Source organism: Saccharopolyspora hattusasensis, from assembly GCF_050972075.1.
GTDB classification, from domain to species: domain Bacteria; phylum Actinomycetota; class Actinomycetes; order Mycobacteriales; family Pseudonocardiaceae; genus Saccharopolyspora; species Saccharopolyspora hattusasensis.
The window spans coordinates 5519401-5530880 of the sequence record NZ_JBPCDC010000001.1 but is presented as its reverse complement, the minus strand read 5'-3'; the positions used below and the strand labels follow the sequence as shown (position 1 = coordinate 5530880).

Genomic DNA, 11480 nt, shown 5'->3' with positions numbered 1-11480 from the left:
TGCGGACCTCTCCACGTGGAGACGGCGACGGACTTCGGGGTCGGTTGTGCCGCATCGAGGATGTGCATCAGGACACCTTCAGCTGGGAGATCGGCGGATCGATCAGCTCGATACCGGCGGCGTGCACGAAGCACCGCAGCCAGAACGGTTTCCGGCGCGGCAGTTCGACGGTCAGCTCCAGCGGTTCGCGGAGATCGTGGACACCGCGGTGCAGGACGTGGCCGTCGTCGGGTTTGAGCGGCATGACGCGGCCGGGCGCGACGACCACCAGCACCGTGCAGTCCGGCACCGGCTGGTCGGCGGTCAGCACGATTCGCGCGGTGCTCGTGCCGAACAACCGGTTCTGCCGTTCCACCCGGTAGCTGACCTGCGGCGGCGCCCCGGGCACCTCCAGCGCGGCGGGCAGCGACCGGCTTTCGCCGTTGTCGGCGGTCGCGATCGCCGACACCTGCGCGCGCACGGTGCCGGGCCCGGCGCCGATTCGGCAACCGCCGTCGGCCTGGTACTGCTGCCGGGTCAACCGCAGCTGCCCGCCTCCGGTGCCGGCCAACGCGTTCGTCCAGGTCACTTCGGCCATCCGAACGTCTTCCGGCCACACCCACGACAGCACCAGCTCGCCGCCGAAGCGCCGCGCGTCCAACGAGGTGACCGGCGGCAACGTCGCCGCGACCCGCGCGGTGTGCCGCACCGGCACGGCCTCGGCCGAGACCTCGGTGCCGTCCGGTCGGCGGTACCGAGCGGTCAGCAGGTAGGTGCAGTCACCATCGGTGTCCACTGTGGAATCACGAAAGGCCGTGCTACCGCTGGTCGGCACCGGAACGTCCGCGGATTCCCCGTCGCGACGCCGGCGCACGTCCACGCCGACGGCGTCCCGGTGAACGACCCAACTCCCCTCGACCGCCCCGCCGCGAACGGCCAACCGCACCTTGTGCACGGGCGGCAGCACGTCGATGGTCGCCCCGGCCGGCCGGGACCAGACGCCTCCGTCCCCGGCGGCGAAAACCGCGTACCCGACGCGCCCGCCGGCCGCCACGGCCGCGTCCACCACCGCCGTCGCCCCGCCTTCGGCGACTACGTCGCCGTCGTCGGCGTCGCCGGGCATCCGCCCGGCTCGGCGCACCACCCGGTACCGGGTGCCGCCGTCGTGGTCGGGCTTTGCCCGCCACGACACCCGCACCCCGACGCCTTCCAGCTGCGCAGTCACGGCGTCGACCGGGCTCAGCGGGATCCGCCGCAGCTCCGCCGCTATCGCGTCGTCGTCGGCGGCGAGTCGCGCGGCTTCGCCGAGCTGCCGCCTGGCTTCGCCTTCGGCTCCGCCGCGCAGCGCACGGTGCGCGGCTTCGCGCAGCTGCCGTACTTGCTCCGCGTGCCGGTCGACGGCCGCTTTCGCGGCGGTCGCCTCGTCGGTGTCGGTGATCGCTGCCAGGGTCTGCTGGGCGGCGATGAGCTGGCCGTCGGCCAGCAGATCGGTGACCTTCTGCAGGCCGGTGACCGGTGGCGCGGTGGTGCCGGTTTCGCTGAGGACGCTCACCACGACCTGCCGAACCTCGCCCGCGTCCAGCCCGCTTCGGCCGAGCACCTTCAGCAACGCGCTGGCGGGTGCGCCGTTCTCGCGGAGCCGGCGCACGTCGTCGAGGAGGTGGTAGAGCGCCAGCAGCCGGAGGTCCGCGTCGTCCTTGCCGACCGCCGTGTTGAGGATGCCGAGCGCCTCGCGGGCGGCCTGGTTTCCGGAGCGCCGGTTCTCCCGGTCGATGGCCTGCTGGATGGCTTTCGCGGTGAGTCCGGTCGGGAAGGACGGGGTGCTGTCGAAGTCCACCAGGAGCCGGTAGTTCTCGAGCTTGCCGTGCAGGAGTTCGGGAATTCCGGTGACTTCAGCGTCGCCCAGCAGGGCTTTCAGCCGCCGGAACAGGGTCTCGGACAGGCCGCTGATCTTCGGCAGTTCCCGCGGTGTCGCGGTCTGCACGCCGGCCTTGTCCAGGGCCTGGTCGACCTCGGCGGGCGCCAGCTGGCCGAACGTCTCGCGCATCGCCGCCAGCTGCCCGGGCGTGATCAGGCCGAGTTCGCCGAAACTCGCCTTCAGCATCCCGACGAGTTCGTCGATCTGCTCCTTGCTGGCGCCGGCCCGGTCGATGTTCCGGTTGCGCCACCAGGACATGCCGGACATCGCATCGCCGTGCGCGCGCCGCAGCTCCTCGTCCTCGCGCAGGAACGCCTTGTAGACGCTGGTGGTGAAGCTGGACTTCGCGGTGGACTGGGCGCTCTTGTTCCAGTGCGAACGGACCTGGGTGAGCCGCTGCGCCAGCTCCGCGTCGGAGCAGCCCGGCTCGACCGCGTACCTGGTCAGCAGGTCGTCGGGTAATCGGCCGCTGCGTCCCCGCAGCGGCCGCACCACTTCGCGCTCATAGGCCTTGGGATCGAAGGGTTGCATCGGATCCTGTCTTTGACCTCTGTTCGATCTTCATCTCGGACACGGCGCAGCCGCCGCCGCAGGTTCTCAACTGTGTCCTGCGGGGACACCCCGCACCCCGGACAACCTCGCGGCGGGTTCTCAGCCGGAGACCGTGATCCCGGCGACCACCTTCTTGGCCTCGGCGACCTCCTCGTCGCTGCGCACGCTCACCCGGACCTTGATGTCCAGCGACTTGCCGGTGGACGGTTCGGCGGCGGTCAGCTCCAGCAAGCCCTCGTCGTCGACCGTCATGCGGATGTTCACCGGCGATCCGGCGGGCAGCTGCGGCAACCCGTCGATGAGCCCCTTGCCCTCGTTGATCGGCTTGTTCTCGTCCAGGTCCGGCCCGGCGACCACCCCGGACTGCTCGAACAGCTCGATCATCACGCTGGTCTGGCCGTCTTCGACGGTGACCGCCTCCAGCACGCGCTCGTCGGTGGGCAGCGAGTCGTTGGCGTGCACGAGGTGCTTGACGAAGTGCTTCGTCGGCTTCTGCTGCCAGTCCCGGTCGCTGGTGTCGACCAGCTTCACGCCGAAGGCCTTGGGCAGCACGTTGCGGGTCTGTTTGGCGGCGAGGTTCTCCAGCGCCTTGACCGAGATCCCGGTCTGCTGCGCCACGGTCTGCACCGCTTCCGCGACACCGGTGGTGCCCTGCTCGGCGGCCTCGGTCATCTCGCGGTGCACCACGCGGCCCAGCGCGTACAGCGCGGCGCCCTTGGCCACCGCCAGGTCCGGGTCGTGCAGCTTCGGGTCCCAGCCGAAGTCGGCGCGCAGCCGCTCGGCGACCGCGGGCATCTTGGTGGACCCGCCGACCAGCAGCACGTCGTCGATCTGCGCGCCGGGCTGCTTGTCCTGCAGGGTCGCCAGGGTGCGCTTGAGGATGTCGACGGTCTTGTCCAGCAGGTCCTGGGTTTCGGTCTCGAACTGAGCGCGGGTCACCTCGACGCGGGCGCTGACCCCGGCGCCGCGCAGCGCCACCGCGCGGGATTCCGCCTTGGACAGCTGCTTCTTGGTCTCCTCGGCGGTGGTGGCCAGCGACTGCATGAACTCTTCGTCGTCGTCGGCCTCGGTGCCTTCCGGTGCCTGCTCCAGGAACTTCGCCAGCAGGTGGTTGCGCAGCCGCGTGTCCCAGTCCGCGCCGCCGAGATTGTCGTCGCCGTCGGTACAGATCACCACGATCTCGTCGGAGGACACCCGGATCACCGTGGTGTCGAAGGTGCCGCCGCCGAGGTCGTAGACCAGGATCGTCTTGTCCTCGGCGTCGGTGGTCGCCTCGTAGTGCAGCGCCGCCGCCACCGGCTCCGGCACGATGCCGATCACGTCCAGCCCGGCGATCTGACCGGCGTTCTTGGTCGCGCTGCGCTCCAGCATGCCGAAGTAGGCGGGCACGGTGATCACAGCGCGCGTCGCCTCGCCACCTGTGTGCGCGGCGGCGTCCTGGGCGAGCTGCTTGAGGATCAGCGCCGAGATCGACTCCGGGGTGTAGGTGGTGCCGTCGAACTGGAACTCGGCGTCGCTGCCCATCTGCCGCTTGATCAGCGACACCACCCGGTCCGGGTCGATGATCGCGGAGTTCTTCGCCACCGACCCGACGACCACGTTGGACTCGTTCTCGAAGAACACCACCGAGGGCGTGGTCTCGTTGCTGTCAGTGTTGCGGCAAACCGCAGGTCGGCCGGTCTCGTCGACGTACGAGATGGCCGAATAGGTGGTGCCCAGGTCGATGCCGAACACCCTCAGGTCGCCGTCAGACATCTGCGCTCATCCCCTCTGCTCGCGGGTCGTTGTCGGTGGCCACGGTTTCGGCGCTCCAGCGGTACACGTGCACCCGCGCGGGGACGGTCACGCGATCGGTAGTGGTGTCCAGGTAGCCGTCGGAGACGACGACGGCGATCCGCTCGTGCTGGGCGGGGTCGTCGGCCGGGAGGACCTTGATGGCGCGGTGCTCGCGCGGCGCGAATTCGGCGCCGATCTCCGGCCGGATCGGGGCGCTGCCGCAGCGCTCCAACGCCTGCTCCGCGCTCAGCGCGAAGGATTCGAGCAGGTTAACGACCTGCTGGCGGCCGATTTCGGCGGGCAGCAGGCGGGCTTGGTGCAGCAGGTCCTTGCGGAGGTTCTGCAGATCCTTGGTGATCGGGCGCAGCACGAGGTTCTGCTCCCCGGCGCGCAGCCGCTCCACCTCGGCGTGCAGCTTGTCGATGACGCCTTCGCGGGCGGCGGCGCGCTCGTGGTGTTCGCGGACCTGCTCGGTGAGCGCCGCGACCGCCTCGGCCAGCTGCGCGACCGGGTCCGGCGGTGCGTCGGGTAACGGCTCGCCGGTTTCCTCGGGCTGCTCGCCGGTTTCCTCGGGCTGCTCGCCGGTTTCCTCGGGCTGCTCGCCGGTTTCCTCGGGCTGCTCGCCGGTTTCCGGTTCGACCGCCGAATCAGCGTGGTCGTCCCCGGGCTCAGCCGGGTTTTCCGGCGGCCCGACCAGTTTTCTCGCCGCCTCGGCCGACCCTTTCGCAAGCTCAACCGGGTCATTCTCCGATCGGGCCGATCCAGCCGGTTTCCCTGTCGATTCGCCCGCCGATTCGCCCGCCGATTCGACTGCCGGTTCGCCCGCCGGCACCGCCGGTTCCCGCGCGGCGCCAACCGGCTCGCCGGTTTCCGGCTGCCGCTCGTCGTGCCCTGGCTCGTCGCGCATGACCTCGCCCGCCTCGCTGCTCTCCGCTGTCGCGGAGTGACCCGTTGATGATCACCAAGCCTAGTACCGCCAAACCCCGTTCAAGCGGGGTTCACGGAGTTTGACGGCGGCGCAGCGAAAGCGGTTCCCGGCACCGTTTACTCCGAACCGGTGAGCTAGGGCCCGTGAGTGCTTTTGGGGGTTATCGCACCCAAAAGCACTCACGGGCCCTGAACAGCGGAAACAGCAAGTTCTACCGGGTGGCGGCGCATCGGGGCGAAGACCGCCGCCGCCCGCGTGCTCACCGCGCGGCGAGCACGTCCTCGGGGAACACCTGCGGGGCGATCCGCACGCCGCCGGCGAAGTTGCGCTCCACCTCGGCGATCCCGTCCGGATTCGGCTTCGCGTTGTCGCAGTCCGGCCCGGCGCTCACGCCCGACATCAGGTCCTCGCACTCCCTGGTGCGGTTGTCCGGCAGGCCGAGGATGTGGCCGAGCTCGTGCGCCGCGATGCGGATGGCGCCGTGGCCCTCGTTCACCGCCTGGCGACCCATGCAGACCCGGCCCTGCCCGAGCCCGATCACCTCGGCGCGCGGCCAGCCGTCGTCGGCGAGCACCACGACGTCGGCCGCGCCGCCGGTGGCGGGCTCCAGCCGGAGGTTCCGCACGTTCTCGTGCCAGACGTTCGCACCGGCATCCACCGCGTCGCGGAATTCGGCCGCCTGGCCGGCGTCGTAGGTGACGACCGGGACGTTCTCCGGGACCGCCGCCGCGGCTGCGGCCGGGATGCCCAACGCGACGAGAAATGCGATGAGCAGACCGACAACGGGTCTTGACGTCCGAGGCAGTTTCATCTGCTGGCCTCCTCGCGAACCGGATCACGTTCCCCCCGAACGTATTGGCCCCGACCAACCCGACGCAGTTGCCTGGCGTAGATGTGCCACAACGCGAATTTCCCGGAATAGAAGAAAGTTGTTGAGGGAGGAGCTGGTTCGCGAGGCCGTGCGGGTAGCAGAACCCCGGACGACGTCCGAGAACCCGCGGCGCGAGCTGCGCAGGTGAGCAAGCGCCTCCAGCGCTTGCTCACGCCCGTATGCGTTCGGGTATAGCGGTTGCGGTTGGCCGCGGGGCGGAAAAGGGACTTTACCAAAGCGTTGATTCCTGTGGAGGACGGGAAATTGCGTGACAAGTTGTTCCGCGCAACCCCAGAATTAACTATTAGCAACGAGACTTTGGGAGGATGACTCGATGGCCGACGACCTCAAGCCCATGCCGCAGGACTGGCACCGCGCGCTGGCCATCGTCGCCCACCCCGACGACCTCGAGTACGGCTGCTCGGGCGCGGTGGCGGCCTGGACCGCGCGCGGCCGGGAGGTCGCCTACCTGCTGGTGACTCGCGGCGAGGCGGGCATCGACGGGGTCACACCGGAGGACGCCGCGCTGCTGCGCGAAGCCGAGCAAATCGCCAGCGCGGCCGAGGTCGGCGTGCGGTCGGTGGAGTTCCTCGATCACCGCGACGGCGTGATCGAGCACGGCCTGCCGCTGCGGCAGGACCTGGCTCGCGCCATCCGCAAGCACCGGCCGGAACTGGTGATCACGCTCAACCACCACGACGACTGGGGGCCGGGCAACTGGAACAGCGCCGACCACCGCGCGGTCGGCCGGGCGGTGCTGGACGCGGTTGCCGATGCGGGGAACCGCTGGATCTTCCCGGAACTGGTCGAGCAGGGCTACGAGCCGTGGCGGGGCGTGCGCTGGATCGGTATCGCCGCCTCGCCCCACCCGACGCACGCCGAGGACATCACCGCCACCCTGGACCGGGCGGTGGCCTCGCTGGCGGCGCACCGGACCTACCTGGAGGCGTTGAGCGACGAACCCGCCGAGGAGCACGCCCGTGGTTTCCTCGAAGCAGCCGTCCACGAGCACGCCGACCGCTTCGGCGGCCGGGCGTGCGTGACCTTCGAACTGATCGGAGAAGTATGATCCTCGACGCCCTGGATCAAGCATGGCGGGCGTGGGCCGAGCTGGGCAGCAGCCTCGACGAGACCCGGTGGCAGCGGCCGACCCGGCTGCCTGGCTGGACGATCAAGGACGTCTACGCCCACCACAGCGGATTCCCGGCCGCGACCGGCGCAGCCTTGGACGCGCCGGAAGCCGAGGGACAGATGACCCATAACGACGCCGCCGAACTGCTCGCGTTCATGCAGCAGTCCGGCGGCGTCGCCGAGCAGACGGCCGACCTCCTCCGCGACCAGGCGACCGAGCAGGCCGCAGCGACCTCGACCGGCGAGCTGGTCGCCCAGTTCACCGAGGTGGCCCCGAAGGTCGTCGCCGCGTTGCGGGGCGCCGATCTGAACCGCCGCGTCGACTACGGCGGCGTTGCCGTGGTGCCGGCGGGCGAGGCGCTGCGGATCTTCGTGATGGAGGCGGTGGTGCACTACTTCGACATGGCCACCGCGCTGGACCTCCCGGTGCCCGGGCCGATGGTGGGCGAACCGCTGCGCGAGACGGTGCACCTGCTCACCGACACCGCGAATCCGGTCGCCTTCGTCGACGCGGCCACCGGGCGCGGCGCACCAGGCATCTTCCCGATCATGCGCTGAACGTTTCCGCTGGTCAAGTCCCCGTGAGTGGTTTCGGGTGCCATGGCGCCGCAAAACGCTCACGGGCATCTACCAGGCAAACAGCGGTATGACCGTGGGTGGTAGCGCGGGTAGCATCGCGGTATGAAGGTGAGTGTGAGCCTGACCGACGAAGACGTCACCTTCGTCGACGCGTACGCCCAGCAGATCGGCGCGCCATCGCGGTCGGCAGTGATCCATCAGGCGATCAACCTGCTGCGCAACGCCGGCCTGGAAGACGCCTACGCCAGCGCCTGGGAGGAGTGGGACGGCAGCGCCGACGCGCAACTGTGGGACGCGACTGCCGCCGACGGAATCGCCGATGCGCCGCGGTGACCTCTACTGGGTCGACTTCGAACCCATCCGCGGCTCGGAAGCCAACAAGACCCGCCCCGCGGTCGTCATCAGCAACGACGCCGCGAACCGCGGCGCCCAGCGCGCCGGGCGAGGAGTGATCACCGTCGTGCCGGTGACCTCCAACATCGACCGCGTGCACCCGTTCCAGGTGCTCCTGCGGGCCGCCGAATGCGGCCTGCCCAACGACTCGAAAGCCCAGGCCGAGCAGGTCCGGGCGGTCGCGGTCAACCGCATCGGCAACCGCATCGGAACCCTGCCGCAGAACACCCTCGCCAAGCTCGAGAGCGCCCTCCGACTCCACCTCCGCCTGTAGTCGACGGCGATGGGTGCCGTTTCAGCCCAGCACGGGCAGACCGACGGCGGCGTCCACCGCGATGGCCACGAACAGCAGCGCCAGGTACGAGTTCGACAGGTGGAACAGCTTCATCGGGTTGAACGCTTGGCCATTGCGCACCGCCGCGTGCAGCCGCTGCGCGACGATCAGGAACGCCGCCCCGCCGAGCACCGCGAACGCCACGTACACCCAGCTCGTCACCGGCACCAGCAGCAACGTGCAGCCCACGGTGGCCCAGCTGTAGGCCAGGATCCGCGCCGACACCTGCCGCGCGGTGGCGACCACCGGCAGCATCGGCACCCCGGCACGCGCGTAGTCGTCCTTGTACTTCATGGCCAGCGACCAGAAGTGCGGCGGCGTCCACAGGAACACCACGCCGAACATCACCAGCGCGGGCCACTCCACCTTGCCGGTGACGGCGGCCCACCCGACCACCACGGGCATGCAGCCGGCCGCGCCGCCCCACACGATGTTCTGCGAGGTCCGGCGCTTGAGCACCAGCGTGTAGACGAAGACGTAGAACAGCAGCGCGGCCGTGGCGAGGATCGCAGCCAGCAGGTTCGCGCCCAGCCACAGCACGGCGAACGACACCACGCCGAGCACGATGCCGAAGACCAGCGCGTTGCGGCGCGGCACCTCGTAGCGCACCAGCGGGCGCTTCTTGGTCCGGTTCATCACCGCGTCGATGTCGGAGTCCGCGACGCAGTTGAGGGCGTTGGCGCTACCGGCGGACATGGCACCGCCGACCAGCGTCACGATGACCAGCCACAACGATGGGACACCGCGCTGCGCGAGGAACATCGCGGGAATCGTGGTGACAAGCAGCAGCTCGATGACGCGCGGCTTGGTCAAGGCCAGGTAGGCGGCCACCACGCCGCGACGACGACCGGCGGCCGGCGCGGGCTGCGAAGTGGCGGATTCCGGAGCTGCTGTCATTAGACGTGCGATTCCTCCGACTTCGCGACGCTGCGCGGGGCGGTGATCGGCTTGCCCGCCAATCGCAGCTCGTGCCAGTGCGTCACCTTGCGCTCGGCGACGAACGCGCCGAACGGGATCGTGCCGGCCAGCAGCACCAGCAGCATCCGGCCGATCGGTGCGCGGAGCTGGGTGGTGGCGACCACTGCGACGAGCAGGTACACCATGTACAACCAGCCGTGCGCCACGCCGATCCGGAAGGTCCACGTCTCACCGAGTTGCTGGGTCGAGGAACCCTCCGACCACAAACCGAGGTAGTGGCCGTACTTGAGCACCATCGCGGCGCACAGGAGGATCAACAGCACCGCGGTGACGTACGCCATGATCCGGTAGAAGGCCAGCACACCAGGCTTCACGCCAATCCCTCAATCCCGCCTCGTGCCTAGAAAGACCGGTGTCAATAGACCGTACGCCACGGGTCCGAGCGCCTGCGCCGGACCTTGGCCAAGAGTGGCGGCGCACACCTTGAGAACTTGTTCTAGTGACCAATTTGCGTAGGTGGTCCCGCAGCGGAACCTCAGACGCCACCTCGGTCCGGCAATCCCCGACTCATGCATGCCCAAACGCCACGCTGAGGGCTGTCTTCCCGAGACTACCCCCGAAAACCCGCGGGTGGTCACCTCGCATGCGCGGGCCAGGCGGCTTCGCCAGTTCAAGAACAACTGGCGAGCGGCTAGATCCGGCTAGATCATCCGGTACGCCTTGGCGATCAGTTCGAACGAGTGCAGCTTGCTGTCCCGGTCCGGCACGTTCGCGGTGAGCATCAGCTCGTCGACTCCGGTGCGTTCGCGCAGCTCGTCGAGCCCGGCCCGGACGGACTCCGGAGCGCCGTAGACGGCGTCTGCCAGCCAGCTGTCTATGAAGCTCTGCTCCAGCTCGGTGTACGGGTACTCGCGGGCCTCCCGGCGGGTCGGCTGCTTGCCGGGCATACCCCGCCGCAGCCGCAGCATGCTCAGCGCGACGGGCCGGATGATGTCCAGCGCTTCCTCGTCGGTGTCGGCCGCGACGGCCTGCACACCGATCAGCGCGTACGGCTCGGCCAGCACTTCCGAGGGCTGGAAGGACTGCCGGTAGAGCTGCAGCGCGGGCAGCGTGTTCTGCGCGCTGAAGTGGTGCGCGAAAGCGAATGGCAGGCCGAGGGCGCCGGCCAGTTGCGCGCTGAAGCCGCTGGAACCGAGCAGCCACACCGGCGGCATGGGGCCGTGCGGCACCGACTGGATCGCGGCGTACGGGTGGTCGACCGGGAAGTCGTCGTCGAGGAAGGCGATCAGTTCGCCGAGCTGCTGCGGGAAGTCGTCGGCGGACAGCAGCCCGGTGGTGCGCCGCAGGGCCCGGGCGGTGGCCTGGTCGGTGCCGGGTGCGCGGCCGACGCCGAGGTCGATGCGGCCGGGGTGCAGCGCCTGCAGGGTGCCGAACTGCTCGGCGACGACCAGCGGCGCGTGGTTCGGCAGCATCACGCCGCCGGAGCCCAGGCGCAGGGTGGTGGTGTGCGCGGCGAGGTGCGCGATCACCACGGCGGGCGCGGAGCTGGCGATGCCGGGCATGCCGTGGTGCTCGGCGACCCACAGCCGGTGGAACCCCCACCGCTCGACGCTGCGGGCGAGCTCGGTGGTGGTGCGCAGGGCGTCCGAAGGGCTGTGCTCGACGCCGACGGTGGACAGGTCGAGCACCGACAACGCCACGGGCGAGCCGCCACGGGCCAGGCCCTTGATCGGGTCGTCCTGCTCTGCGGTCGCGCTGCCCGACTCGGTGTGCTCCGGGGACGCATCAGTTTCCATCGGTGCCTACAACCGCACCCGGCCGGACATCATTCCCGCTGTGCCCGCGATTACAAGACCCGCGGTTTCAGTTTCTCATTTGTACCGACGTCGACCGCCGAGGTGGCGCTTGGCGGCATGGCGGACTCGGCGCCGATGGCCGGCAGCGCCACGTTGACGATCGTGGCCTCCATGCCGTTCATGAACATCGCCGCACCTAGCAGACGCACACGGCCGCTTGCGTGTCCCCCAACCTGGAGGGGGCGCAATTTCGCGAGAAATTGACGTTCACCCGGGTGACGGTCAATTTCTCGCGAAATTGGCAC

Annotated in this window: 12 protein-coding genes; 4 read left to right on the top strand and 8 right to left on the bottom strand. The window is 69.7% G+C overall.

Annotated elements, in window-relative coordinates; translation table 11 throughout:
- Window positions 1-67: 67 nt before the first annotated feature.
- The 4 genes from ACRXBZ_RS26455 to ACRXBZ_RS26440 all read right to left on the bottom strand — a co-directional run bounded on the left by ACRXBZ_RS26455 (window position 68) and on the right by ACRXBZ_RS26440 (window position 5964).
- Window positions 68-2428: a SaeA-related protein gene (locus ACRXBZ_RS26455; RefSeq protein ID WP_433881376.1), complete on the bottom strand. Its 2361-nt coding sequence runs from the start codon at window positions 2426-2428 to the stop codon at window positions 68-70.
- A 120-nt stretch (window positions 2429-2548) separates the two neighbouring features.
- Window positions 2549-4204, bottom strand: a complete 1656-nt coding sequence (locus ACRXBZ_RS26450) for an Hsp70 family protein (RefSeq protein ID WP_433881375.1) — start codon at window positions 4202-4204, stop codon at window positions 2549-2551.
- Window positions 4197-5132, bottom strand: coding sequence for a nucleotide exchange factor GrpE (gene grpE / locus ACRXBZ_RS26445; protein ID WP_433881374.1), 936 nt, complete (start codon window positions 5130-5132; stop codon window positions 4197-4199). Before grpE ends, ACRXBZ_RS26450 begins: the two co-directional genes overlap by 8 nt.
- Before the next feature lie 280 nt (window positions 5133-5412).
- Window positions 5413-5964, bottom strand: coding sequence for a snapalysin family zinc-dependent metalloprotease (locus ACRXBZ_RS26440; RefSeq protein ID WP_433881373.1), 552 nt, complete (start codon window positions 5962-5964; stop codon window positions 5413-5415).
- A 394-nt stretch (window positions 5965-6358) separates the two neighbouring features.
- On the opposite strand from ACRXBZ_RS26440, the gene ACRXBZ_RS26435 reads away from it, so the two are divergent.
- The 4 genes from ACRXBZ_RS26435 to ACRXBZ_RS26420 all read left to right on the top strand — a co-directional run bounded on the left by ACRXBZ_RS26435 (window position 6359) and on the right by ACRXBZ_RS26420 (window position 8401).
- Complete coding sequence (locus ACRXBZ_RS26435) at window positions 6359-7093, top strand: PIG-L deacetylase family protein (protein ID WP_433881372.1); 735 nt, start codon at window positions 6359-6361, stop codon at window positions 7091-7093.
- Window positions 7090-7713: a maleylpyruvate isomerase N-terminal domain-containing protein gene (locus ACRXBZ_RS26430; RefSeq protein WP_433881371.1), complete on the top strand. Its 624-nt coding sequence runs from the start codon at window positions 7090-7092 to the stop codon at window positions 7711-7713. The genes ACRXBZ_RS26435 and ACRXBZ_RS26430 overlap by 4 nt, the downstream gene beginning before the upstream one ends.
- A 135-nt stretch (window positions 7714-7848) precedes the next feature.
- A complete protein-coding gene (locus ACRXBZ_RS26425) occupies window positions 7849-8067 on the top strand; it encodes a DUF8778 family protein (protein ID WP_433881370.1) in 219 nt (72 codons plus the stop codon).
- Window positions 8054-8401, top strand: a complete 348-nt coding sequence (locus ACRXBZ_RS26420; protein WP_168586884.1) for a type II toxin-antitoxin system PemK/MazF family toxin — start codon at window positions 8054-8056, stop codon at window positions 8399-8401. Before ACRXBZ_RS26425 ends, ACRXBZ_RS26420 begins: the two co-directional genes overlap by 14 nt.
- A 21-nt stretch (window positions 8402-8422) precedes the next feature.
- Here the strand turns inward: ACRXBZ_RS26420 and ACRXBZ_RS26415 are convergent, their stop codons facing one another.
- The 4 genes from ACRXBZ_RS26415 to ACRXBZ_RS26400 form a co-directional block, all read right to left on the bottom strand.
- The gene (locus ACRXBZ_RS26415; RefSeq protein ID WP_168586883.1) at window positions 8423-9358 is read right to left on the bottom strand and encodes a heme o synthase; all 936 of its coding nucleotides are present in this window, start codon (window positions 9356-9358) and stop codon (window positions 8423-8425) included.
- Window positions 9358-9753: a DUF3817 domain-containing protein gene (locus tag ACRXBZ_RS26410; RefSeq protein WP_433881369.1), complete on the bottom strand. Its 396-nt coding sequence runs from the start codon at window positions 9751-9753 to the stop codon at window positions 9358-9360. Before ACRXBZ_RS26410 ends, ACRXBZ_RS26415 begins: the two co-directional genes overlap by 1 nt.
- A gap of 327 nt (window positions 9754-10080) precedes the next feature.
- Complete coding sequence (locus ACRXBZ_RS26405) at window positions 10081-11175, bottom strand: LLM class flavin-dependent oxidoreductase (RefSeq protein ID WP_433881368.1); 1095 nt, start codon at window positions 11173-11175, stop codon at window positions 10081-10083.
- 50 nt (window positions 11176-11225) lie between these two features.
- Complete coding sequence (locus ACRXBZ_RS26400; protein WP_433881367.1) at window positions 11226-11363, bottom strand: hypothetical protein; 138 nt, start codon at window positions 11361-11363, stop codon at window positions 11226-11228.
- Window positions 11364-11480 lie beyond the last annotated feature (117 nt).

Bases quoted from the DNA above. Each gene is read 5' to 3' on its own strand.
- ACRXBZ_RS26440 (WP_433881373.1), bottom strand. From the start codon at position 5,964: ATGAAACTGCCTCGGACGTCAAGACCCGTTGTCGGTCTGCTCATCGCA.
- ACRXBZ_RS26450 (WP_433881375.1), bottom strand. From the start codon at position 4,204: ATGTCTGACGGCGACCTGAGGGTGTTCGGCATCGACCTGGGCACCACC.
- grpE (WP_433881374.1), bottom strand. From the start codon at position 5,132: ATGCGCGACGAGCCAGGGCACGACGAGCGGCAGCCGGAAACCGGCGAG.
- ACRXBZ_RS26420 (WP_168586884.1), top strand. From the start codon at position 8,054: ATGCGCCGCGGTGACCTCTACTGGGTCGACTTCGAACCCATCCGCGGC.
- ACRXBZ_RS26415 (WP_168586883.1), bottom strand. From the start codon at position 9,358: ATGACAGCAGCTCCGGAATCCGCCACTTCGCAGCCCGCGCCGGCCGCC.
- ACRXBZ_RS26430 (WP_433881371.1), top strand. From the start codon at position 7,090: ATGATCCTCGACGCCCTGGATCAAGCATGGCGGGCGTGGGCCGAGCTG.
- ACRXBZ_RS26455 (WP_433881376.1), bottom strand. From the start codon at position 2,428: ATGCAACCCTTCGATCCCAAGGCCTATGAGCGCGAAGTGGTGCGGCCG.
- ACRXBZ_RS26435 (WP_433881372.1), top strand. From the start codon at position 6,359: ATGGCCGACGACCTCAAGCCCATGCCGCAGGACTGGCACCGCGCGCTG.
- ACRXBZ_RS26405 (WP_433881368.1), bottom strand. From the start codon at position 11,175: ATGGAAACTGATGCGTCCCCGGAGCACACCGAGTCGGGCAGCGCGACC.
- ACRXBZ_RS26400 (WP_433881367.1), bottom strand. From the start codon at position 11,363: ATGTTCATGAACGGCATGGAGGCCACGATCGTCAACGTGGCGCTGCCG.